Here is a 24,513-nt window from a genome sequence, read left to right on the forward strand (position 1 = left end):
CTTTATCTTTGACAAACTTCTCTCTTTGCCACAATTATTAATTTATCGAGTGAGCCTTGCTTTTAAAGCAAGCCACGCCTGCCCTTTTATGATGCGTTTTGCCGGAGTGACCATGTTAAGCAGTGAGATCCGCTATTTCCTGGCGGTCGTACAGTGCGGATCGCTCAGCGCCGCCAGCGAGCAACTCTTTGTGGCGGTGTCGGCGATTAGTCGCCAGATCCAGCGCCTGGAAACCCAGGTGGGTGTGCCGCTGTTTGAGCGGCATGCACGCGGCATGGTATTGAACGAAGCGGGTGAAATATTCGCGCATCATGTGCGCAAGAGTCAGCTCGATATGGAATATGCGCTGGCGGAGATTAAAGGGCTGAAAGCAATACGGCGCAGCCTGATCCGCATTGCCTGCACCGACGGAATGGCGTTCAGTCTGCTGCCGGGTCTGCTGGCGGAGTTTCGTCAGGCCAATCCCGGCGTGCTGTTTGCGCTTAATGTGACGCACTCGCAGGGCGTGGCGGCATGCGTCAGAGCTGGGGAATGCGATGTTGCGCTGCAGTTCAGTCTGCAACCGGAGCGCAGCGTTGAGGTGATCGGCTCGTGGCCGGCGCCGGTGTTACTGGCGATGCATCAGTCACATCCGCTGGCATCGCGTCAGGTGACGCTGGCCGATCTGCATGGCTGGCCGCTGGCGTTGCCAGGTCAGCATACTACCGTGCGGCAGTTGTTTGACCTCTCCTGTCAGATGAACGACTGCGTGGTCGAGCCGGTGCTGACCTGCGACTATTTCGCTACGCTCTACCACTTTTTGCTGCATACCCCGCAGGCAGTAACCATTTGCAGTGCGTTTACCCTGTTATTTGAGCGCGACACGCAAAATCTGGTGTTGCGTTCGATGGGGGTGGATCAGCTGAGTCAGCGTACGTTGCAGCTTCAGACGGTGTCCGGCCGCCAGCGGAATGCGGCGCTGACGCTGTTTCTGCAGTTTTTGCAACAGCGGCTGACGGAGATGGATCAGCAGGTGAGGATGGGATGAGTGATACAGGCTTAAAGGAGTTTGGTTGTTAAAGTCTGCGCTGGATGGCTGTCAGATAGTGCTGGCTTAGGGAACACGACCCGATCGGAAAGTCGCAACAGCCGCCATCCATGGCATGCCCGGCCCGCGCGATTACGCACCTCATCCCTGAGGTGCGCCCGTAGCCGGGCCAACGCGTTGCGTTGTTCAAAAACGCTCCCGGCGTTTTTATCCGGGCGGCGGGACGCTTTCCTCTTCTGCTCGTGTTCCCTTCGCGTTGAGCTTTATCATTGCGGTCATATAAACGCTGACTTTAGTGCATAAACTTAGCCCCACTCGGAAGTGGGGCTCTGGTTTTAGCGGCAATCACTTACTGCTTAATATCAACCTGATAGAAGATGTGTTTGCCGAACGGATCGACCTGATAGCCGCTGACCGACTTGCGCACCGGCTCAAAGATGGTGGAGTGCGCAATCATCACCGCAGGCATCTGGTCATGCATCATCTGCTGTGCCTGCAGATAAAGCGCGGTGCGTTTGCCCTGATCCGGCTCGGCGCGGGCTTCCGTGATTAACTTCTCGAACGGCTGATAGCACCATTTTGAGGAGTTGGAACCGCCCTGTGCAGAAGTACAGCTGTAAAGCGGGCCAAAGAAGTTGTCCGGATCGCCGGTGGCGGTGGTCCAGCCCATCAGCGCCGCCTGATGCTCGCCGCTGCGCACGCGTTTCAGGTATTCGCCCCACTCATAGCTGACGATATTGGCTTTGATGCCCACTTTAGCCCAGTCCGACTGAATCATCTCCGCCATGCGGCGCGCATTCGGGTTGTAAGGCCGCTGAACCGGCATCGCCCAGAGCGCAATTTCGGTACCCGGTTTCACACCCGCCTGTTGCAGCAGGGCTTTGGCCTTCTCTGGATCGTAGTCGTAATCTTTCAGATCTTTGTCGGCGCTCCAGACGCCCGGTGGCAGGATATTTTTCGCAACCGTGCCGGTGCCTTTAAAAATCGCCTCGATTATTGCCGATTTGTTGATCGCCATCGCCAGCGCCTGACGCACTTTAACGTTATCGGTTGGCGCTTTAGTGGTGTTAAACGCCAGGAAGCCGGTATTCAGACCCGCCTTTTTTTCCAGGGTGATATCCGGGTTAGCGCGCATCTTTTCAAGATCGGCGGGATTAGGGAAAGGCATTACCTGACACTCATTCTTCTCCAGCTTGGCATAACGCACGGAGGCATCCGGCGTGATGCTGAACACCAGCCGATCGAGTTTCGCCTTGCCCTGCCAGTAGTCCGGGAACGCTTTGTAGAGAATGCGGGAATCTTTCTGATACTGCACCAGCTCAAACGGTCCGGTGCCGATCGGGTTCATATCGACCTTCTCCGGCGTCCCCGCTTTCAGCATCGCGTCTGCATATTCCGCCGAGTGGATCGAGGCGAAGTACCAGGCGAGATCGGCAAGGAACGGCGCTTCCGGATGGGACAGCGTAAAACGTACTGTGTGGTCATCGACCCGGTCGATACTTTTAATCAGCGTGGAGAGCTCCAGGCTTTCGAAGTTGGAATAGGTGCCGCCAGAGACATTGTGGTAGGGATTTTTAGGGTCCATCTGGCGCATAAACGAGAAGATCACATCGTCGGCGTTGAAGTCGCGGCTGGGTTTGAAGGCTTTATTGCTCTGAAACTTCACGTTCTTGCGCAGATGGAAGGTGTAAACCGTGCCATCCGGGCTGATTTCCCAGCGTTCTGCCAGGCTGGGCACCAGGTTGGTGGTGCCAGGCGTGAAGTCCACCAGCCGGTTAAAGACCGGCACCGCACTGGCGTCAACGCTGGTCCCCGAGGTATAGAGCTGCGGGTTAAAGTTCTCTGGCGATCCCTCAGAACAGAAGACCAGCGTTTTGGCGTTAACGCTGCCAGCCAGCGCTATCCCAGCCGTAACAAGCGCTAAGGTGGCTATCTTGATTTTCATTATTATCCTCGCTTTGTATTGACTTCCGGTGATCACAATATCTAAATGAATCATTCAGATGCTTCATTGATAGCACGATTCGGCACCATAACGAACCCCGCCGGTGGCTGACTAATAAGGAATAGTGATGACAGACAAACTTGAGTCGCAGCTCACAGAACGTTTTTTCCGTTACCTCGCCATCAGCAGTCAGAGCGATGCCAAATCCACCACCCTGCCCAGCACGCCGAGCCAGCACGCCATGGCGGAACTGCTGGCGGATGAGCTGCGCGCGTCAGGGCTGGATGAGGTGGTGATTGATGAACATGCCACGGTGACGGCGGTGAAACGCGGCAACCGGCCTGACGCGCCGCGCATCGGGTTTATTACGCATATCGATACCGTTGATGTCGGTTTGTCGCCCGATATCCACCCGCAGATCCTCACCTGGCAGGGCGAAGATCTCTGTCTGAATGCAGAGCAGGATATCTGGCTGCGCCGCGATGAACATCCGGAGATCGCGCCCTACGTCGGTCAGCAGGTGATCTTCAGCGACGGCACCAGCGTGCTGGGCGCGGACAACAAAGCGGCGGTCACCGTGGTGATGACGCTGATGCAGAACCTTAACGGCGACCACGGCGACATCGTGGTGGCCTTTGTGCCGGACGAAGAGATTGGGCTGCGCGGCGCGAAAGCGCTGGATCTGGAAACGCGCTTTAATGTTGATTTCGCCTGGACCATCGACTGCTGCGAACTGGGCGAAGTGGTGTATGAAAACTTCAATGCTGCCGCTGCAGAAATTGTGTTTACCGGTGTACCCGCCCATCCGATGTCGGGCAAAGGGGTGCTGGTCAATCCGCTGCTGATGGCGCATGACTATATCAGCCTGTTTGATCGGCAGCAGACCCCGGAGCATACCGAAGGCCGTGAAGGCTATATCTGGTTCAATGAGATTCAGGCCAACGCCAGCAAGGCGACGCTGAAGGCCTCAATCCGTGATTTTGATCTGACCAGCTTTGCGGCACGTAAGCAGCAGTTGCAGCAGGCAGCAGAGGATCTGGCGGCGCGTTACCCCACCGGCAAGGTGAGCGTGGGTATCAGCGATACTTACAGCAATATCAGCAATGCCCTGGGTGAAGATCGTCGGGCGATTGACCTGATCTTCAGTGCCTTTGCCGCGCTGGAGATTGAGCCGAAGGTGATTCCGATGCGTGGCGGTACAGACGGTGCCGCGCTGTCAGCCAAAGGTCTGCTGACGCCGAACTTCTTTACCGGCGCGCACAACTTCCATTCACGCTTCGAGTTTCTGCCGGTAACGTCGTTTGTGAAGTCTTATCAGGTGGCGGAAAAACTCTGTTATCTGGCGGCGAAATAAGCGGAGGAATCGGGCGCAGAACGCGCCCGATTGCGATTATGGCTTCGCGCTGACATCAATGCCTGGGAAATATTTTTCAGCCAGCTTTTTGATGGTGCCATCACCCTGCACTTTAGCAATCGCCGCATCCAGTGACTGCTTCAGCTGCGCGTCATCTTTGCGCAGGCCGTAGCCGATGCCTGAACCAAGAATCGCGTCATCTTCGACTGGCTTGCCAACAAAACCAAAACCTTTGCCCTGCGGTTTATCGAGGAAGCCAGACTGACCGGCAGCGGACATCACCAGTGTGCCATCCAGGCGGCCCGCGACCATGTCGTTGTAAACCTGGTTTTGATCCTGATACGAGGTCACGGTCACACCCTGCGGCTCCCAGTGCTTCTTGGCATAGGTTTCCTGGATGGATCCCTGTAATACACCGATGTTCTTGCCCTTCAGACCTTCGGCGGTCGGTGCCAGATTTTCACCGGTCTTCGCCACTAACATGGTCGGAATACGGTAGATCGGCTGCGTAAACGCAATGCTTCTGGCGCGCGCTTCGGTGATGTTCATCGCCGAGTTAATGGCGTCGAACTTTTTCGCCTGCAGTGCCGGGATCAGCGCATCAAAACTGCTCTCAACCCAGTGGCAGCTGAAGTTGCCCGCCTTACAGATGGCATTGCCCAGCTCGATATCAAAGCCTTCCAGTTCCCCTTTAGCATTGCGGCTTTCAAAAGGCGGATATTGTGACTCCACGCCGTAGCGTAAATCCTGTGCCAGTGCCTGTACCGATGTCATCATGCCCAGAGCGAGAAAAAGCGCGTTCAGTTTCTTCATTATGTCATTTACCCCGAAAAGTCCTGGTTACCTGTTCCCCGAGCTGCCTCACGCGGTGGCGTGAATCAGCGAGAAAAAGCACATAGCGCAGCCGCGCCAGCCTCAAGTGTCGCCTCGTCTTTAGCAAAAGAGAGCCGAATCAGTTTGTTATCTGTGCCATCCATATAAAACGCCGACAGCGGTATGGTCGCCACACCGTGATCGACGATAAGACGTTTTACCATTTCACTGTCCGGTTCGTCACTGAAATGTCCATAGCTGGCGAGCATAAAGAACGAACCAGCACTCGGCAGCAGCCGGAACGGGGAGTTCTGCATAAGGGCAATCAGCCGATCGCGCTTCTGCTGATAGAAGGCACTGAGCGACAGATAGTTCTCTGGCGTCTGCAGATAGTGTGCGAAACCGACCTGCATCGGCGTATCGGCGGCGTACATCATAAACTGATGCACTTTCACCAGCTCAGTCATCAGCTCTGCCGGTGCCAGACAGTAGCCTACCCGCCAGCCGGTGACGTGGAAGGTTTTGCCAAACGAAGAGACAATGACGCTGCGGGCTGCCAGCTCCGGATTCGTCGCCATCCCACAATGCGGGCGGCCATCAAACAGAATATGCTCGTAAACCTCATCGGAGAGCACCACGATATCGGTGTTGCGGATTAAGGCTGCCAGCTGATTCAGGTCGTCGGAGGTCAGCACCTGCGCGCTGGGGTTGTGCGGCGTATTAATAATGATCATCCGGGTGCGCGGCGTGATTGCTGCCCGCAGCTGATCCCAGTCGATAGCAAACGACGGCACCTGCAACTTCAGGCCAATCGGTCTACCGCCCTGCAACCGCACCACCGGCGCGTAGCTGTCAAACGCCGGTTCAAAGAAGATCACCTCATCGCCCTGATGAACCAGCGCGGTGATCGCCATATAGAGCCCCTGGCTGGCGCTGCCGGTGATCAGCACTTCACTGGTGGCATCATATTGTTGTCCATAGAGCGCCTGTACTTTGCTGGCAAGCGCGTCGCGTAAGGCGGGCAAGCCCATCATAGCGGCATACTGATTATGTCCTTCCTGCATCGCGCGGCTGACTGAGTCGACCAGCGCCGGATCACAGGGGAAACTGGGCGCGCCCTGCGACAGGTTAATCGCCTGATGCTGCGCCGAAAGCTGGCCAATCACGCTGAAAATAGTGGTGCCGACGTCCGGCAATTTTGAGTGGATAGCGACAGGCGTTTTCAGGGACATACTCTCTCCGTCAGGGGCATAACCGCTCAGATGCGGTAAATAGCTATTCAACGGGCTGCGACTTGAGTCGGCAAGCGAAATGTCGTCATAATAGCCATGAAAAAAATGCATAGCTGAGGTTCACCGTGTCACGCTTATCGCTGCCGCTTAATGGCATTCACGCCTTTCTGGTGACCGCCCGACATCTCAATCTGACCCACGCTGCCCGCGAACTTTGCCTGACGCAGGGCGCCGTCAGTCGTAAGATTGCCGCCCTGGAGCAGTGGCTGGGCGTGACGCTGTTTGACCGCCACGCGCGCGGTCTGCGCCTGACCCCTCAGGGCGCGGCGCTGCTGCCTGACTTACAGCAGGGTTTTGAGCTGATGGTTCAGGCCAGCGAGAAGGTCCGCCGCAGTCAGGTCAGCATTCGCCTGAAGGCGCCAACCTGTGCGATGCGCTGGCTGGTGCCCCGGCTGATGGCGCTGGAACATCAGCGACCTGAACTGCATGTAGCTCTGACCACCACGCTGGATCATGCTGCGCAGCTTGAGAACTTCGATGTGGCGATTGTCTATGGTAAGCCGCACCCTGACGGAATTTGCCTGTTCAGTGAGTCGCTGACGCCAGTGATGGCAGCCGATCAACTCCGCCCGGACTCCCCGGCGGCACTGGCCACAATGACTTTCTTGCATCCCACGGCAGATACGCGTGACTGGCAGTGCTGGCTGCAGGCGCAGCAGGTGACGCTGCACATGAAGCGGAACCAGCATTTTGCCACCATGGACTTAGCGATCAGTGCAGCGATTCAGGGGTTTGGTGTGGCGATGGCCGACAGCAATCTGGTGGAGAGTGATATAGCCAGCGGCAGGCTGATTAAGCCGTTCGCTGGCGAGGTAGAAACCGGTGCGGTTTACAGTTTACTGCAACGGCCCGCGCAGGATGCGCCACCGTTCCTGGCGGAGCTGGTGGCGTGGCTGTGCAGGGATCAGAAGGTGACCCAGTCGCCGTTATCCGCCGGTTTAGCCTGAGGCGCATTCAGCACGGTTGCTTTCGGCGCGGCAGGTTTATTCGTGATGACCGGTGCGGTCTGGCGGTTGCTGGAGAGACGGAACTTCGACACAGAAGCCTGCAGCGCTTCCGTCTGCAATGCCAGTGCGCTCGCCGCGGCAGAAACCTCTTCAACCAGTGAGGCGTTCTGCTGGGTCACGCTATCCATTTCGGTAACCGCGGCACCGACCTGAGAGATGCCTTTGCTCTGCTCTTCCGAGGCGGAGGCAATCTGTTTCATGATCGCATCAACATCCTGCACCGATTTCAGAATATTGTTCATGGTGCCGCCGGTGGTGCTGACCAGCTCGGCGCCTTTACCTACACGCTGAACCGAATCTTCAATCAGCGTCGCAATCTCTTTCGCGGCGTTGGCGCTGCGCTGTGCAAGGTTACGCACTTCAGAGGCAACGACCGCAAAACCCCGACCCTGTTCGCCGGCACGTGCCGCTTCGACGGCGGCGTTCAGCGCCAGAATATTGGTCTGGAAAGCGATACCGTTTATCACGTTAGTGATTTCAGCGATTTTCTTCGAGCTGCCGGAGATGCCATCCATAGTGCTGACGACTTCACTGACCAGCTGACCGCCACGTTGTGCCGTAGTGGTGGCAGTTTCTGCCAGCAGGCTGGCCTGGCGGGCATTATCGGCGTTGAATTTTACCGTGGCCGTCAACTGCTCCATGCTGGCCGCAGTCTGTTCGAGCGCAGCGGCCTGCTCTTCGGTACGTGAAGAGAGGTCGTTGTTACCGGCAGAAATCTCTGCGGCACCGCGCGAGATATTCTCGGTGCCGCTGCGAATGGCGCTGACCGCTTCACGCAGGCTGTCCTGCATGGCGCTCAGCAGCGGCACCAGTTTACCGACGCAGTTGCGACCGAAATCGGATACCGGCTGACTCAGATCGCCCGTGGCAATGACCGCGAAGTGCGTACGAATGCTTTCCAGCGGACGGACCAGCATCGCCACCAGATAACGGTCGGTGAACAGCAGAATAAACAGTCCGATAATTACCGTGATGGTAATAATCGTTTTGGTCATCGCGGTAAGGTGATCCACTTCAACCCGGGTTGCATCCAGCTTTTCAGCTGCGCTCTGGCTGAATTTCTCTGCGCTGATGCCAAAGGCACGGCTGAGTGGCGGCGTGACGTTATTTGCCTGCTGGCGATAAACATCAGGTGTTGCCTGGCGGGCCAGCTGCAACTGTGGAGTCACGCCCTCATCCAGCAACTTTTGCCAGGTCTGAATTACGCCATCCACCACTTCCGGGTTCATCGGACCGGGTGCCAGCTGTTTAAAGCGAGCCAGTTGCTGGGTCATACCATCCAGCGCCTGCTGTACCGGAGCATAAGCCTCGTCGGTCAGCGCTTTACCCGCCGCTTTGCCTTCCATCACGCGGGATAAGCGCGTAATAACACGAAAATATTGATCGTTGCCTTTGCTCAGCACCGTCATTTGCTCAACCAGATGACGGTCCACATCATTCCCTTCGCTGAGCGCGCCCAGAGAGTGAATGCTATACAGCCCGACGCCGCTCCACAGTAAACAAAACAGTCCCAGAATCGTGAGCATCACTGCGCGAATGGTAAAATTTTTGAGCATTCCCATACCAAAATCCTATACACGTTGACCCGCAAGCGTCGGGCATAGGTTGTTTATCGGCATGCGATTGTGAAGATGTAACTGTTTTGTTACCTAATATTTTACAGCGTCCATATTACAGATTTGTGTTTATGATTTTTTAATTCAATAGCTTAGCCTTTAAAAAGCAGAGTAATTCCATTCGCGCAATTTGATGGTTAGCAGGCTAACCATGACCCATCGCTTAAAGCCTGACCATACGAGTCATTAATAGCCGGAAAAGCCGCATACGAGCGCGCATAAAGTTTCGCTTCAAAACCAGCCCGCTCTTCCGATCATCACCGAGTGACATTGTCACGTCAGAGCCTGGGTGCCAGGCTGGCCACACGACTTCCCCCTCCAGCTGATGCTTGTATTCCGTAGCATCACGGGCAAAGGTAAACCAGTACTCGCTGACCCGTGCCGCAAATGCCCGATCGGCCTCACTGAAGGGTCGTTCTTCGTTGGGATCCGGCATCTGACTCAGCGTGTTCAGCACATAAGGCACTTCGTTGCCGTGCCAGGTGCCGTGCGGATAGAGGTCACGGGCATGTTCAGAGACATAATCAAACCAGTAGCGCCAGCCTGGCATTCCGGCATTGTGCTGCGCCCGCATCACCAGCCACGGCACCAGGCTGAATGCCATATCGCGCGCCACGGCACGTCCCAGCCGCTGATCGTCATGAATGTCATACATCCATTTAAGCGTCCGGTAAGTGAGACGATTTTTATCGCGTAACTGATGCAACACCGCGGTGGCATCCACGCCAAAATATTCCAGCACGCTGGCTTCATCGCTGTTGCTGCCCGCCATCAGCGGCAGACGGTGCTGTTTTGCAGCCATAAAGGTTTTCAGCATCGGCTCAGGCAGAACAGCATCACCCGCAATCGGCACCGGCGGAATCGCCAGCGGCCCTTCCAGCGACCAGAAGGCATCGGCAGGCAGTGCGCGCAGGTCATCAGCGCTGGTATCGGGCGGCAGACCGAAATGGCGGGCCACCGCCATTCCCTGCTGACGCGCTTTTTTCAGCGGCGTATCAGGCAGGCTGTAGGCGCTCTGCACAATCCCTTTATGAAACAGCCCTTCGGCCAGTGGCGAACAGCAGAGTGACAGCACGCTGCGTGCGCCTGAGGATTCACCGAAAAGTGTCACATTGCGGCGGTCGCCGCCAAAGGCAGGAATGTTGCGCTGCACCCACTGCAGTGCGGCAATCTGATCCAGCAGGCCAAAATTGTTGACCGTGCTGGCAACAGGGTATTCAGCATCCAGGGCCGGATGAGAGAAGAAACCGAGATGGCCTAGCCGGTAGTTGAGCGTCACCACCACCGCGCCGCGTGAAGCCATCGGCTTGCCGTTGTAAGGTGCCAGCCCGCCAGCACCAATGGTGTAGCCACCACCGTGCAGCCATACCATCACCGGCAGGGGTTTCACGGGCGCGACATCGGGCGTCCAGACATTAAGGTAGAGGCAGTCTTCGCTGAACTCACCCGGATCGCCACCGCCCACGGCCTGGCAGTAAGTGCGATTTTGCCAGCCGGAAGCCCCAAACGCGGTGGCGTCGCGCACCTGCTGCCAGGGCGTAACCGGCTGTGGCGGACGCCAGCGCAGTGCGCCAAGCGGTGCCGCCGCATAAGGTATGCCTTTGAATACGAAAAGGTCATCGTCCATGCATCCACGCAACTCCCCCTCAGCAGTCATGATCCTCAGACCTGTTTCGTTTTTCATTCCTGTTTCCCTGTTCAAACGTCCCTCCATTATTTGCAGGCCCGCCAGCATTGTCCAGGTACGGAAGGGATTTGCAGAATATGCCGAAGCGTGAGGGGCAGGCGTGAACATGCTCATCAACAGGTTCAGAGAGTCAGTTAGGGTTATGATTCAACGTTGTTTATCTTTTCGCAATTGGTCAATGACGCTGCCAGCGCCGGAGTGGCGCGTCGTTGCTCTGTTATCACGTGCGGTTGTGCGGCTGTTAATCAGTCAGCCTGCTAATAGATTAAGATACTCACGCGGGTAAACCTGCGCTGAGCGGTAAAGCGTTGTTTTTCCCCAGTCCTGTCAGCATATTACCCGCGTTGCCCCACTTCAGGTCCACTGGCCTTAGCAGGGCGGGTGCGGAGAAAGCGTTGCGGGCAACGCGCCTGTTGCCTGCAGAGGCGTCAGTCTGGCCGTAAGCCACACTGTGCCAGCGAGCGCTGCTGGCGCTCTTCGTATAGCGCCATCTCATCCAGCACGACAGCGCCCAGCGCGGCTTCAAATGCCTGGCGGCTCGCCTGTCCCGCCGAACGAACCTGCGCCCGATCGCCGAGGTTGGACTGGAAAATGCCCGCCGCGCTGACGGGCAGAAAATCTTCGTAGATGATAGGGTCTGCCAGCACACGACCTTCTTCGATGAGGGTCTCCAGCGATTCACCCTGAGCCGGCGGCGTCGCGATGCCCTTTTCACTCAGGCGATAATGGAACCAGGCCAGCTCCTGCTGGCGCAGCGTGGTTTCGTCGTCGGGGAAGTCACGGAAAATTGCCGCCAGATGTTGCTGATGCTGCTGATTATCCTGACCGCTGCCCGCCTCGCTGAGTAGCCGATCGTAGAGCGCACGGCCCTGAGGCGTCAGCGCCACGCCGCGCTGCTCAATTTCACCGAAGCGTGCAGTATGGGTTCCCTGATGCCCATCCTGAAAGATGATCGGCTCTTCCAGCGCTTTAAAGCTGGTCTGACGTAACAGGATCGGTACCTGACGACGCGGCGGTCCCTCGATCAGGGTTTTCGGATCGATACCGCGCGACGGCATCAGTTGCTGTACGCGGTCAATATCGAGCGTGCGCGGCGTGAGATGGTTGATGTGGCAGCCGGGAAAGCAGACCACGTCAGCGATCAGCCGATGCTGCTGGTTCAGCGCCTGATAGGTCTGACTGTCCACGCTGCTGTGGGCATGCCAGCGGAAGGTTTCCAGTGCTTCGGTAACAAACTCAGTGGCCTGCTCGTCGGTTAATCCGCCCTGCTGCTGCTGCAGTTCCAAAAGCGCCCGGCAACGGGGGGTGAAAATGTCGCGCGCGGCAAGAATCTCCGACGCCTTTTCACGCAGCGCGTGGTCGTCGATCAGTTCAGGGCGTAACAGCGAGGTAAAGACCCGAAAGGGATTGCGGCGCAACGCCGCATCGGTGATCGGCCGGAACGCCGTGGAGTGCACCGGCACACCAGCCTGAGAGAGATCGTAATAGCCAACCGGGTGCATTCCCATCACCGCAAACAGCTGCCGCAGTGTGGCTAATTCGTCTGCCGTGCCCACACGGATCGCACCGTGACGTTCCAGGTTGAGTCGGTCGATCTCATCGGCTGCGGTGAGACGATCTTTCAGCGCGATATCCGCTTCCAGCGCGCGGTCGTTGACGGTCGCCACCAGTTGCATCAGCGTGCCATATTGTGGCACTTCCTGCTGATACATAGCTGACATCGCCTGAGAGAAACGGGTGCGGATGAGATCCGCACTGAGAAAGTTGTCCATCTTATCCACCTGACACCGTTAGCGTTGCTGCTAATGTAATGCAACACGCTGGCCTCAGCGGAAAAAATCACGAATCTGTGATCGGCTTAAAGCCGTAGCGGTTTTTTAACAGCAGCATCAGGGTGGTGATCACAGCCGGTATTGCCAGCAGCAGAAAGATAACGCTGAAAGACCATCCAAGAGACATCATCTCTGCGCCAACAAAGGCGCTTAAAATCGCGCCGATGCGGCCCACTCCATGCATCCAGCTGGAACCGGTAGCGCGGGCGTGGGTAGGATAATAGCTGGCGGATAAGGCATTCATACCAGTATTGGCCCCGTTGAAACAGAAGCCACTGCAAAAGGCGATCGCACTCATCATACCCACTTCCGCGGGTGAAAAGCCCAGTGCCACAATAAACAGCCCGCCGCAGCCGTAGATCGCCGCCAGGGCTAGGTTAGCGTTGAAGCGATCCATCATCCAGCCCGCAAACAGGGAGCCCAGCGTCCCGCCCGCCTGATACATCGCGGTGATAATCGCCGCTTCGGTCACTGACATGCCCAGGGTGTTGACCAGCGACGGCAGCCAGCTGCCAATCAGGTAAACCATGAACAGCCCCATAAAGTAGCCGCCCCACAGCATGGTGCTGCCAAACAGATAGCGGCGTGAAAGTACGGTGCCTATCGCGCCGCTCACCGGCACGGTGGCCTCAGGCGCGTGAAACGCACAGTCGGGCGCGGTTTTGCCCGGCATCATCCGGTCGAGGATGGCGTGAATGCGGGCAGCCGGTGCGCCACGGCTGATAAGAAATCGCACCGACTCCGGCAGGCCGCGGATCAGTAATGGCAACACCAGCAGCGGCAGAATACCGCCCAGCAGCAGCACGGAGTGCCAGTCATAGCGCGGTAGCAGCCAGGAGGCAGCAAATCCCCCGCTGGCGGCACCAAAGGTAAAGCCGCAGAACACCACCGTGATGATAAAAGCCCGCCGCCGCTCAGGTGCATATTCCGCCACCAGCGTGCCGATGTTGGGCATCGCCGCACCCAGTCCCAGTCCGGTAAGGAAACGGAACAGCATCATCTGCTCAATGTTTTGTGACAGCGCCGTTGCCAGCGTCCAGAGACCGAAAAAGAAGACGCTGAGGATAATCATCATGCGACGGCCATAGCGGTCAGCCAGCGGTCCTGCCACCATGGCACCCAGCGCCAGCCCGATTAACGCTGCGCTGATGACGACCCCGAGCTGATGATTACTCACCCCCCATGCGGCTTTCAGTGTCGGCGCAATAAATCCCATGATCGCAATGTCCATGCCATCGAGTGCCACCACGATAAAACAGAGCGCAATGAGCCGCTTTTGCCAGTGGCTCAGCCCCTGCTGGTTGATAAGCTGGCGGACATCTACCGCCTCGACGCTGGTCAATGAACACTCCTCTGGAGTAACGAAATCTGACATCAGTTTAAGTAAAAAAAACGGCGCTAATGATAGCCGATCGTTAACCTTAAGCGGTCAGATTTTTATATGATATTGAGAATTATTCAACTTTAAGCCGTTAAGTTATTGATATACCGTAGTCAGAGGATGGCGTATTTCAGCGGCATACCCGGCTGAGCGCTTTTTAATCAGAGAGTTAAAGGGTAGCACGGTCATTTCGACTCGTTTGTTAAAATAAATTTGCAGCAAAGTTAACAGAATTCATTTTAAACAGTTGCCTGAAGCCGGTCATTCTCATTAAGTTTAGGATATGGAAAAAAATATCCTTTTCAATCAGCGCATTCGCTTGCGCCATCTACATACCTTTGTTGCGGTTGCGCAGCAAGGCACACTGGGCCGGGCGGCAGAGACGCTTAGCCTCAGCCAGCCTGCCCTCTCCAAGACCCTGAATGAGCTGGAGGAGCTGACTGGCGTTCGTCTGTTTGAACGTGGCCGGCTGGGCGCGCAGCTGACCACCATGGGAGAGCAGTTTTTGACCCATGCGGTGCGGGTACTCGACGCGCTAAACCATGCCGGTCAGAGTTTTAATGAGCAGCCGGGCGATGCGCCGGTGATTATCCGGCTGGGGGCATTGACCACTGCTGCGATGGGGATGCTGCCACGCATCCTGGATCGTTTTCATCAATTGCAGCCCAACACCACCATTCAGGTGGCGACACTTCACAATAATGTGTTGCTGGCAGGCTTGCGCGGCGGTGAATTCGATATCGGCATTGGCCGGATGGCGGACAGCGCCATGATGACCGGGCTGACCTATGAATTGCTGTTTCTGGAATCGCTCAAGCTGGTGGTCAGGCCGGAACACCCGCTGTTAAGTGACAACGTCACGCTTTCGCGTGCTATGCAGTGGCCGGTGGTGATATCGCCCGAGGGCACGGCTCCGCGCCGGATTGCACAGCAGATGCTGGATGAACAGGGCTGCACCCTTCCGCCTCACTGCATTGAGACCTCTTCGACTTCACTGGCACGCCAGCTGGCTCTTCGCTACGACTACATCTGGTTCGTCCCTTCCGGGGCGATTAAAGAGGATCTGAGCCACAACGCGGTTTGTGCGCTGCCGATCGCCTCTTCCGGGCCGGGCGAACCGGTGGGCATCATTACCCGCACCGGCGCAGAATTGAGCCTGAGTGCTGAAGTGCTGATGTCTACCATCCGTAAGTTTCACAGTTAGCGGCTGCGTTTCGCATGCCGCTCGCGGTTTTCAAGCCGGGCTTTATCGGTTTTGCGCAATCCGACATAAAGCGCCCCGGCCCCGCCATGCCGGGTCTGGGCCACACAAAAGGTCTGTACGTCATCAAACTGCTTTAGCCAGCGCGCCAGATAGCTGCGCACAATGTTGGCATGCGATTCATCATCACGACCTTTGCCGTGGATGATCAGCAGATTGCGCATTCCCTGTTTGTGCGCCTGCATCATAAAGTTAAAGAGCGCCTGACGACAGGTTTCGACCGGTTGCCGCAACAGGTTGAGGCTGGCATCCAGCTGATACTCTCCTCTGCGCAGTTTATCCAGAATCCCCTGCTGAATGCCGTCGGCTTTGTATTCCAGCGGGGTATTGAGTGAAACGATCTCCAGATCGCCCCGGGTCAGGAAATTCTCCTCCTCCGATTCACCTGGCGGTTTTCGTGGCGCCTTCGTTGAGGGTGCTTTAAGCCACAAGGTAGTGGTGGTGTCTTTTAACGGCGTGACATCGCCCATGGCATCCCGAAAGAGATCATTATCATCAAGGTTCATGGTTTTCTCACACCTGGTTAAAATTGATGGAATGTGCAAATCACGCTTTACCCGTTAGCGTAGCAAAAGCTGGAATCACCGGCCCACCCCACTTTTTCGAAAGTCATTGCCAGTGCAGAAGCGTGTGACAGATCACATAAGCGGAAAGTTTTCTTGACAGTCGGCCCTGTCGGGATTCTGAGAAGCCCGTCACATCAGCGTTTGTCGTTGTGTGCTTAGTCCATAATATTTGTAAGTGTAAAACTGCTCGGATGAGTTCCCTTCAGCACAAAAAATGTTAAAATTGACCCCAGTCAATAATCGTCGAGCAAACCATTATGATCCCTGAAAAACGCAGCATTCGTCGTATTCAGTCGGGCGGTTGTGCCATTCACTGCCAGGATTGCAGCATCAGTCAGCTCTGCATCCCCTTTACGCTAAATGAACATGAGCTGGATCAGCTCGACAATATCATTGAGCGTAAAAAACCCATTCAGAAAGGGCAAACGCTTTTCAAAGCAGGCGATGAACTCAAGTCTCTGTATGCGATTCGCTCCGGCACCATTAAAAGCTACACCATCACTGAACAGGGTGATGAGCAGATCACCGGTTTCCATCTGGCGGGCGATTTAGTCGGCTTTGACGCGATTATGGGCTCCAGCCATCCCAGCTTTGCGCAGGCGCTGGAAACGGCAATGGTGTGTGAGATCCCTTTTGAAACGCTTGATGATTTGTCGGGCAAAATGCCGGCCCTGCGTCAGCAGATGATGCGTCTGATGAGCGGTGAAATCAAAGGCGATCAGGACATGATCCTGCTGCTGTCGAAGAAAAATGCTGAAGAGCGCCTGGCGGCGTTTATCTGGAATCTTTCCCGTCGCTTTGGCCAGCGCGGCTTTTCACAGCGCGAATTCCGCCTCACCATGACGCGTGGCGATATCGGTAATTACCTGGGCCTGACGGTTGAAACCATCAGCCGCCTGCTGGGGCGTTTTCAGAAGTCCGGTATGCTGGCGGTGAAAGGCAAGTACATCACGATTGAAAACCATGCCCTGCTGGAAGAGCTCGCGGGTCAGAGCCACCAGGCCGCCTGATCCTCAGCCGGATCAATAAATCTTATTTTGTTGATCCGGCAGTAACTTTTTCACTTCTTCCGCTGTGCAACATAGGCTATCTTTATTCCAGTCGCTCTGGTTTAAGGAGAACGCCTCATGTCCCAGTACCAAAATGTTCTGGTCGCCATTGATGCCCAGCAAGACGATCAGCCCGCGCTGCGACGTGCGGTCTATCTGAATCAACGTCTTGGCGGAAGAATCAAAGCCTTCCTGCCTATCTATGACTTCTCATATGAGATGACCACCCTGCTTTCGCCGGATGAGCGCGCGTCGATGCGCCAGGGCGTGATCAGCCAGCGTACCGAATGGATCCGCGAGCAGGCCCGCGCTTACCTTGATGCCGGTGTCGAAATTGACATCAAAGTGATCTGGCACAACCGTCCCTATGAAGCCATTATTCAGGAAGTGCTCGCCCATCAGCATGACCTGTTGCTGAAGATGGCGCATCAGCACGATCGCCTTGAGTCAGTAATTTTCACTCCAACCGACTGGCACCTGCTGCGTAAATGCCCGTGTCCGGTGTGGATGGTCAAAGATCAGCCGTGGCCGGAAGGCGGTAAAGCGATTGTCGCGGTCAATCTTGCCAGCGAAGAGCCGCATCACGATGGCCTGAATCAGAAGCTGATTCGTGAAACGGTGATACTGGCGGAAAAGGTGAATCAGACCGAAGTGCATCTGGTCGGCGCCTACCCGATTACCCCTATCAATATTGCTATCGAACTGCCCGATTTTGATCCCAGCGTCTATAACGACGCGATCCGTGGTCAGCATCTGGTGGCAATGAAAGCGCTACGGCAGAAGTTCTCGATTGGTGAAGAGTTCACCCATGTGGCTAAAGGCCTGCCGGAAGAGGTCATCCCCGATCTGGCGGCACATCTGGGAGCTGGTGTGGTGGTGCTGGGAACGATTGGACGCACCGGCCTGTCGGCAGCATTCCTCGGCAATACGGCGGAACAGGTGATTGATCATCTGCGTTGCGATCTGCTGGCGCTTAAGCCGGACGATTTCAAATCGCCGATTGACCTGGATGAGGAAGAGGATGAGGAAGATTAATCCTCCCCATAAACAGAGAGGGCGGCTGATTAGCCGCCCTTTTTTATTACAGCGCTTTAAGAATCGCTTCCACGCTGGCTTTGGCATCGCCAAACAGCATCTGGCTATTCTCTTTGAAGAACAGCGGATTCTGCACCCCGGCATAGCCGGTGTTCATTGAGCGTTTGAACACTATCACGTTGTGCGCCTTCCACACTTCCAGCACCGGCATGCCCGCAATCGGACTGCGGGGATCATCCTGCGCCGCCGGGTTGACCGTGTCGTTAGCGCCAATGACCAGCACCGTGTCGGTCTCACTGAAATCGTCATTGATTTCATCCATTTCCAGCACCACGTCATAAGGCACTTTCGCCTCTGCCAGCAGCACGTTCATGTGACCCGGCAGACGCCCCGCCACCGGATGGATACCGAAGCGCACTTTGATGCCAAGCGCACGCAGTCGGGCAGTCATTTCCGCGACCGGATACTGCGCCTGCGCTACCGCCATGCCGTAGCCTGGGGTGATAATCACCGAGCTGGATGCCTTGAGCATCTCGGCGGTCTCTTCAGCCGTAATCTCCCGATGCTCGCCCGCTTCCTGACTTTCATCGCCACTGCTGGCTTCAGTACCAAAGCCGCCCGCGATCACGCTGATAAACGAACGGTTCATCGCTTTACACATAATGTAGGAGAGGATCGCACCGGATGACCCCACCAGCGCACCGGTCACAATCAGCAGATCGTTGCTCAACATGAAACCAGCGGCGGCGGCGGCCCAGCCTGAATAGGAGTTAAGCATCGAGACCACGACCGGCATATCCGCGCCGCCAATCGACGCGACCAGATGCCAGCCAAACGCCAGCGCAATCACCGTCATCAGCAAGAGTGCAAACACCTGCACAGCCGTGCTGCTGGTGTTAACAAACCACAGCAGCAGCAGGAACGAAACCACCAGCGCCAGCAGATTCAGCTTGTGACGATGCGGTAACGCTAACGGCCGTGAAGAGATTTTGCCGCACAGTTTGCCAAACGCCACCAGCGAGCCGGTGAAGGTGACGGCACCGATAAAGATACCGATAAACACTTCGCTGAGATGGATATTCTCCATCACCGCTGGCAGGCCAGGCGCATGGTCGATATAGCTGTTGATGCCCACCAGCACTGCGGCCAGGCCAACAAAGCTGTGCAGAATCGCCACCAGCTCTGGCATTTCCGTCATTTCGACTTTCTTCGCCAGACGAATGCCGATAGCGCCGCCGATGACCATCGCCAGCAGGATCCAGACCACATTACCGCTGTCCGGGCCAAATATGGTGGCGATCAGCGCAATCGCCATACCGCTGATACCGAAAATATTACCCCGCTTAGAGGTCTCATGACGCGAAAGACCAGCAAGGCTACAGATGAACAGAATCGCAGCCACAATATAGGCTGCAGTGACTAATCCGCCAGACATGTGTTACCCCTTACGAAACATTTTCAGCATGCGCTGGGTGACGGTGAAGCCACCAAAGATATTGATGCTGGCAATCAGCACGGCAATAAAGGAGATAAAGGTGACCCAGCCACCGTGGCCCATCTGCAAGACCGCACCGATAACAATGATGCCGGAAATGGCATTGGTTACGGACATCAGCGGTGTATGCAGCGCATGACTGACGTTCCAGACCACGTAATACCCCACCACGCAGGCGAGCGCGAACACGGTAAAATGGGAGAGGAAGTCGGCCGGTGCCACGTTTGCCAGGCTGCCAAACAGCACGATAGCCAGGGCGATCAGCAGATATTTACGCCACGGTGAAACGGGCTTCGCCTCAATCTTTTCTGACGGCTTCGCGGCGGCAGCGGCAGCCTGTGGCGCGGCGGAGACCTGAATCGGCGGGGCTGGCCAGGTCACTTCGCCATCGCGTACCACGGTGACACCACGCACCACCACATCTTCGAAATCGACCTGGATTTCGCCATTTTTCTCTTTACACAGCAGCTTGATCAGATTGACCAGATTGGTGCCGTAGAGCTGGGAGGATTGTGTCGCCAGACGGCTGGGCAGATCGGTGTAACCGATGATTTTCACACCATTCGGCGTGACGGTAACCTGATCAGCGACGGTCAGCGCACAGTTGCCGCCGGTCTGCGCCGCCAGATCAACAATGACGCTGCCCGGCTTCATGCTGGCGACCATCTCTTCGGTGATCAGTTTCGGAGCCGGTTTGCCTGGGATCAGCGCCGTGGTGACAATGATGTCCACGTCTCTGGCCTGACTGGCAAACAGCGCCATCTCAGCTTTGATGAAAGCCTCGGACATGACCTTGGCATAGCCGTCGCCGCTGCCCGCTTCCTCTTCAAAGTCGAGCTCAAGGAATTCGGCGCCCATACTCTGCACCTGCTCTTTGACTTCGGGACGGGTATCAAACGCCCGGACAATCGCGCCCAGGCTGCCCGCTGCGCCAATCGCGGCCAGCCCGGCAACACCGGCCCCAATCACCATCACTTTTGCCGGTGGCACTTTACCGGCTGCCGTGATCTGACCGGTAAAGAAGCGACCAAATTCATGGGCGGCTTCGACAATGGCGCGATAACCGGCAATGTTCGCCATAGAGCTCAGGGCATCCAGCGACTGCGCTCGTGAGATACGCGGCACTGAATCCATTGCCATTACCGTGACCTGACGTGCGGCCAGCTTTGACAGCAGATCGGGATTCTGTGCGGGCCAGATAAAACTGACCAGCGTGCTGCCCGCACGCGTCAGCGCAATCTCTTCGTCATCCGGCGCATTCACCTTCAGCACGATATCGGACTGCCAGACCTGCTCTCTGTCGCTGAGTGTGGCACCGGCTGCGATATAGCTTTCATCATCGAAGCTGGCGCGTTTACCGGCGTCATGCTCAAGGGTGACGCTGAAACCCAGCTTGATGAGTTGTTCCACGGTCTTAGGCGTGGCGGCCACGCGCGACTCGTTTGGCAACCTTTCCTTGGGTATTCCAATTAACATAGTGTTTCCTTTCATCGGTTAAAGGATGATGGCCCGAACCTGCACCACGAGAGCGCGACTGAAACGCGATTTCAGCCGCTTTTGGACGAAACGCAGGTATTTCAAAGTGTTTATAACCTACTGAAAATGTGACGAGCGATCTACAGCGACCACGCAGAGTGATGACATTCACCCAATTATGCAGTGTTCTGTTAAGAAACCTGCGTTATCCCACTGCAAAATAGTCTCAAAGGCAGATAATCTGCCAGAGATAATTGTACCAGGACGAATTAATCAACAACAAAAACCTTTATTTAACAATGCATTAACTATTTTATCGCTAATAGTTACCGCTTTTAGTGGTAACTGTCACTAAAACTGGCCATAACTGCGTTTGATGACAAACAAATGAAAAAATCATGGTTGAATAACGCGATCTGACACAAAAAATCGCTGCGACAGTCTGTTTATAACATGCAATAATCAGCGGCTATTCTGTTATACATCAAGAGTCCAGCACGTTTTCGTACTCATTTTTGCGTAAGGCGAAGGATTATTTTTATGAAGCTGAAGAACACTATTCTGGCGACCACTCTGTTGTCCCTGCTGGCAGCCAACGCATTCGCTGCGCAGGAACTTACGCCAGAAAAAGCGGCCGCGTTGAAGCCATTCGAACGTATTAATATCACCGGCCGTTTCAACGCAATTGGCGACGCTGCCGATGCGGTATCAAAACGTGCAGATCAGATGGGCGCGGCCTCTTATTACATCCAGGCGATCAACGACAGCAACGGTAACAGCGGTAACTGGCGCGTTACGGCTGACCTCTATAAAGCCGATGCCCCGGCAGCCACAGAGTCAACGACTTACCGTCGTTTCAACGGCGTAAACGAACTGCCAAAAGCAGAAGCGTATAAACTCGAACCCTTCGATACCGTTTCGGTCAGCGGCTTCTTTGCCAGCCAGCCGGATGTAAACGACGCAATTTCGAAAGCCGCAAAACAGAAAGGCGCAGCCTCCTTCTTTATCGTTCGCCAGATCGATGCCAACAGCGGCGGCAATCAGTATGTCACCGCCTATGTCTATAAAGCGGATGCTAAAGAGCGCGCGGTGCAGACACCAAATGCGATTCCTGCCGATTCAGAAGCGGGTAAAGCCGCACTGGCAACCGGTGGCGCTGCGGCGGCTAACGTAGAAATTCCAGGCGTTGCCTCGTCTGAAACGCCAAGCAACAAAGTGGGTCGTTTCTTCGAAACCCAAAGCTCTACCGGCAAGCGCTATACCGTTAATCTGCCAAACGGCAAATCGGTGCAGGAAGTGAATGCCATTACTGCTGCGCAGATGCAGCCGTTCGATACCGTAACCTTCACCGGTCACTTCGGTACGCCAACTGAGATTTCAGAAGAAGTGGCGAAGCGTGCGGCGGACAAAGGTGCCAAGTTCTACCACGTTACCCGTCAGTGGCAGAACCAGAGTGGCGGTAACCTGACCGTCACGGCTGACCTGTTTAAGTAATCCTTCTCAGGGCGGCGCCTGCCGCCCTGCTGTTTGCATAATTCCTGCGCTGTTTTGCATAGTCACGCATTGCCATCCCCTGCCACACTCCGTAAAATCCTCCGCCTGTTTTACCGGATATTGTCCCTGTATTGTGCCTTTGGTGTGACATAACCCAGCGACAGAATTCGATTTACCCAGCCATATATGCTAGCGGGAAGGTTGTTTTGGAGAAAAAATTAGGTCTCGGTGCGCTGACGGCGCTGGTGCTCAGCTCTATGCTGGGCGCAGGCGTGTTCAGTCTGCCGCAAAATATGGCTGCAGTGGCCGGTCCGGCGGCGCTGCTGCTGGGCTGGCTGATTACCGGCGTCGGTATCATCTTTCTGTCGCTGGCGATGCTGCTGCTGACCCGCCTTAAACCCGAATTGGATGGCGGCATCTTTACCTATGCCCGTGCCGGTTTCGGCGAGCTGATGGGCTTCTGCTCCGCGTGGGGCTACTGGCTGTGCGCCGTGATCGCCAACGTCTCCTATCTGGTGATTGTCTTCTCTGCCCTGAGCTTCTTCACCGATACGCCGGACCGGATTATCTTTGGCGATGGCAACACCTGGCAGGCGATGCTGGGTGCCTCCGTGCTGTTGTGGCTGGTTCACTGGCTGGTGCTGCGCGGCGTTCAGACCGCTGCCAGCATTAATCTGATGGCGACGCTCGGCAAGCTGGTGCCGCTGCTGCTGTTTATTGTGCTGGCGGTGATGGCGTTCAACTATGATCGCTTCCGCTTTGACTTTTCCGGCATCACGCTGGGGCAACCGCTATGGGAGCAGGTCAAGCAGACCATGCTGATTACCCTGTGGGTCTTTATTGGCGTCGAGGGGGCGGTGGTGGTTTCTGCACGCGCGCGCCAGAAAAAGGATGTGGGCCGGGCTACACTATTCGCCGTGCTGGCAGCGTTGCTGGTCTATCTGCTGGTGACACTGCTGTCGCTTGGCGTGGTTCCACGTGCTGAACTGGCTCAGATGCGTAACCCCTCCATGGCGGGATTGATGACCCGACTGATGGGCAACTGGGGCGATGCGGTGATTGCGGTGGGTCTGGTTATCTCGGTGTGCGGTGCCTATTTGAGCTGGACGATTATGGCCGCTGAAGTGCCGCTGATTGCCGCGCAACAGGGTGCATTTCCACGCAGTATCGCCCGACAAAACCGCCATAACGCGCCAGCCGCCTCACTGTGGCTGACCAACGGCAGTATTCAGCTCTGCCTGATCCTGATTGCCCTGACTGGTGCAAATTACAACAACCTGCTGACCATCGCCTCTGAGATGATTCTGGTGCCCTATCTGCTGGTGGGGTTATATCTGATCAAAGTGGTACGCGGACAGCATAAACCGCTGGCGATGGCGACCGGTATCGGTGCCAGCCTTTATGGCATCTGGCTGCTTTACGCCTCGGGGCCATTGCACCTGATGATGTCTGTGGTGCTCTATACACCGGGCCTGCTGCTGTTTCTGTTTGCACGACGCGGTGGCCGCGCAGAGTTTGCGCTGACTTCGCTGGAGCGGATTGCAATGGGATTGCTGATTGCCGCGACGCTGCCCGCCGTGTGGCAGCTGACGACTTAGCGCCTGGCCCGGCAGGCGTAATGGCTGCAGGCAGTGCGAACCCGGCCAGCGCGGAGCAACCAGGCGTACAGACAGTACGTGAGGATGGTGAGCACTGCCCAGGTTCAGAGCCTGATGGGAGAGGCTATCAGTGCGACTGCACAGGTATTGAGACACACAGCAGGTCATCCTGCTGTGTCAGATTCAGCGGCCTGGAATATTCATGATGGATCGCATCCAGCTGCTCCGCCGAAAGCGGATAAGGAAGCTGAATATCGAAGCGACTAATCTGCTGTTGTTCCGCAAGGGTAATCAGGCGTGCGATATTAATTTCGTCGCTGACCTGAGTAGAAATGATTTGTAATGCTAATTCTTTTAACGGGTCGTCACTGCCCTGTAAGCGGTGTGCCGATTTACGTGTCACCATGCCAAATATCGGCATCACACCATAAATAGCATCGACGAAGCTCCAGCGTTTTTTGCAGGAAGCGGAGAGAAAGTCACTGTAATTGAAGCAGATGCGGTCGGGGTATATGGCTGATGCCAGCTCTTTATCAGACACACTAACGCTCCTCATGATAATCATCAATATCCCAAACCTGGCGC

The 24,513-nt window shown here is 56.0% G+C and carries 19 protein-coding genes; 8 read left to right on the top strand and 11 right to left on the bottom strand.

Going from position 1 to position 24,513, the window contains the following annotated elements:
* Positions 1-112 precede the first annotated feature (112 nt).
* A complete protein-coding gene (locus tag HFD87_RS05505; protein WP_167423054.1) occupies positions 113-1,027 on the top strand; it encodes a LysR family transcriptional regulator in 915 nt (304 codons plus the stop codon).
* A 349-nt stretch (positions 1,028-1,376) separates the two neighbouring features.
* Here HFD87_RS05505 and HFD87_RS05510 read toward each other — a convergent pair whose 3' ends face one another.
* A complete protein-coding gene (locus HFD87_RS05510) occupies positions 1,377-2,972 on the bottom strand; it encodes an ABC transporter substrate-binding protein (protein ID WP_167423055.1) in 1,596 nt (531 codons plus the stop codon).
* A gap of 127 nt (positions 2,973-3,099) precedes the next feature.
* Between HFD87_RS05510 and pepT the strand changes: the two genes are divergently transcribed.
* On the top strand, positions 3,100-4,326 hold the full coding sequence (gene pepT / locus HFD87_RS05515) for a peptidase T (RefSeq protein ID WP_111533828.1): 1,227 nt from the start codon (positions 3,100-3,102) through the stop codon (positions 4,324-4,326).
* A 36-nt stretch (positions 4,327-4,362) separates the two neighbouring features.
* Here pepT and HFD87_RS05520 read toward each other — a convergent pair whose 3' ends face one another.
* Positions 4,363-5,139: a transporter substrate-binding domain-containing protein gene (locus HFD87_RS05520; protein ID WP_010670199.1), complete on the bottom strand. Its 777-nt coding sequence runs from the start codon at positions 5,137-5,139 to the stop codon at positions 4,363-4,365.
* Positions 5,140-5,204: 65 nt separating this feature from the next.
* Positions 5,205-6,371: a methionine aminotransferase gene (locus HFD87_RS05525; protein ID WP_167423056.1), complete on the bottom strand. Its 1,167-nt coding sequence runs from the start codon at positions 6,369-6,371 to the stop codon at positions 5,205-5,207.
* A gap of 125 nt (positions 6,372-6,496) precedes the next feature.
* Between HFD87_RS05525 and HFD87_RS05530 the strand changes: the two genes are divergently transcribed.
* Positions 6,497-7,378, top strand: a complete 882-nt coding sequence (locus HFD87_RS05530; protein ID WP_167423057.1) for a LysR substrate-binding domain-containing protein — start codon at positions 6,497-6,499, stop codon at positions 7,376-7,378.
* Here the strand turns inward: HFD87_RS05530 and HFD87_RS05535 are convergent.
* From HFD87_RS05535 to HFD87_RS05550, 4 genes are all read right to left on the bottom strand, one after another.
* Positions 7,336-9,000, bottom strand: coding sequence for a methyl-accepting chemotaxis protein (locus HFD87_RS05535; RefSeq protein WP_167423058.1), 1,665 nt, complete (start codon positions 8,998-9,000; stop codon positions 7,336-7,338). The two genes, HFD87_RS05530 and HFD87_RS05535, sit on opposite strands and share 43 nt — an antisense overlap.
* 217 nt (positions 9,001-9,217) lie before the next feature.
* Positions 9,218-10,738: a carboxylesterase/lipase family protein gene (locus HFD87_RS05540; protein ID WP_163798505.1), complete on the bottom strand. Its 1,521-nt coding sequence runs from the start codon at positions 10,736-10,738 to the stop codon at positions 9,218-9,220.
* A 431-nt stretch (positions 10,739-11,169) separates the two neighbouring features.
* On the bottom strand, positions 11,170-12,513 hold the full coding sequence (locus HFD87_RS05545; protein WP_167423059.1) for a VOC family protein: 1,344 nt from the start codon (positions 12,511-12,513) through the stop codon (positions 11,170-11,172).
* Positions 12,514-12,580: 67 nt separating this feature from the next.
* On the bottom strand, positions 12,581-13,915 hold the full coding sequence (locus tag HFD87_RS05550; protein WP_159226449.1) for an aromatic acid/H+ symport family MFS transporter: 1,335 nt from the start codon (positions 13,913-13,915) through the stop codon (positions 12,581-12,583).
* Positions 13,916-14,237: 322 nt separating this feature from the next.
* Between HFD87_RS05550 and HFD87_RS05555 the strand changes: the two genes are divergently transcribed.
* Entirely contained in the window at positions 14,238-15,158 is a 921-nt protein-coding gene (locus tag HFD87_RS05555) for a LysR substrate-binding domain-containing protein (protein WP_010670205.1), read from the top strand.
* Here the strand turns inward: HFD87_RS05555 and smrA are convergent.
* A complete protein-coding gene (gene smrA / locus HFD87_RS05560) occupies positions 15,155-15,721 on the bottom strand; it encodes a DNA endonuclease SmrA (protein WP_045140320.1) in 567 nt (188 codons plus the stop codon). The two genes, HFD87_RS05555 and smrA, sit on opposite strands and share 4 nt — an antisense overlap.
* 317 nt (positions 15,722-16,038) lie before the next feature.
* Between smrA and HFD87_RS05565 the strand changes: the two genes are divergently transcribed.
* Both HFD87_RS05565 and uspE read left to right on the top strand, forming a co-directional pair.
* Positions 16,039-16,791: an FNR family transcription factor gene (locus HFD87_RS05565; protein ID WP_010244686.1), complete on the top strand. Its 753-nt coding sequence runs from the start codon at positions 16,039-16,041 to the stop codon at positions 16,789-16,791.
* A gap of 117 nt (positions 16,792-16,908) precedes the next feature.
* A complete protein-coding gene (gene uspE, locus HFD87_RS05570; protein WP_167423060.1) occupies positions 16,909-17,865 on the top strand; it encodes a universal stress protein UspE in 957 nt (318 codons plus the stop codon).
* A gap of 46 nt (positions 17,866-17,911) precedes the next feature.
* Here uspE and pntB read toward each other — a convergent pair whose 3' ends face one another.
* Together pntB and pntA are read right to left on the bottom strand one after the other, a co-directional pair.
* Entirely contained in the window at positions 17,912-19,300 is a 1,389-nt protein-coding gene (gene pntB, locus HFD87_RS05575; protein WP_163798511.1) for a Re/Si-specific NAD(P)(+) transhydrogenase subunit beta, read from the bottom strand.
* Between the two features lie 3 nt (positions 19,301-19,303).
* A complete protein-coding gene (pntA, locus tag HFD87_RS05580; protein ID WP_167423061.1) occupies positions 19,304-20,836 on the bottom strand; it encodes a Re/Si-specific NAD(P)(+) transhydrogenase subunit alpha in 1,533 nt (510 codons plus the stop codon).
* Between the two features lie 540 nt (positions 20,837-21,376).
* Here pntA and ydgH point away from each other — a divergent pair.
* Together ydgH and HFD87_RS05590 are read left to right on the top strand one after the other, a co-directional pair.
* Complete coding sequence (gene ydgH / locus HFD87_RS05585; RefSeq protein ID WP_010244673.1) at positions 21,377-22,330, top strand: DUF1471 family protein YdgH; 954 nt, start codon at positions 21,377-21,379, stop codon at positions 22,328-22,330.
* Positions 22,331-22,536: 206 nt separating this feature from the next.
* A complete protein-coding gene (locus HFD87_RS05590; protein ID WP_010244671.1) occupies positions 22,537-23,928 on the top strand; it encodes a basic amino acid/polyamine antiporter in 1,392 nt (463 codons plus the stop codon).
* Between the two features lie 127 nt (positions 23,929-24,055).
* Here HFD87_RS05590 and HFD87_RS05595 read toward each other — a convergent pair whose 3' ends face one another.
* Positions 24,056-24,469 carry a hypothetical protein gene (locus HFD87_RS05595; RefSeq protein WP_010244668.1) on the bottom strand — a complete coding sequence of 138 codons (414 nt, stop codon included), beginning with the start codon at positions 24,467-24,469 and terminating at the stop codon, positions 24,056-24,058.
* Positions 24,470-24,513 lie beyond the last annotated feature (44 nt).

This window comes from Pantoea sp. EKM21T, assembly GCF_011800405.1.
GTDB lineage: Bacteria > Pseudomonadota > Gammaproteobacteria > Enterobacterales > Enterobacteriaceae > Pantoea > Pantoea agglomerans.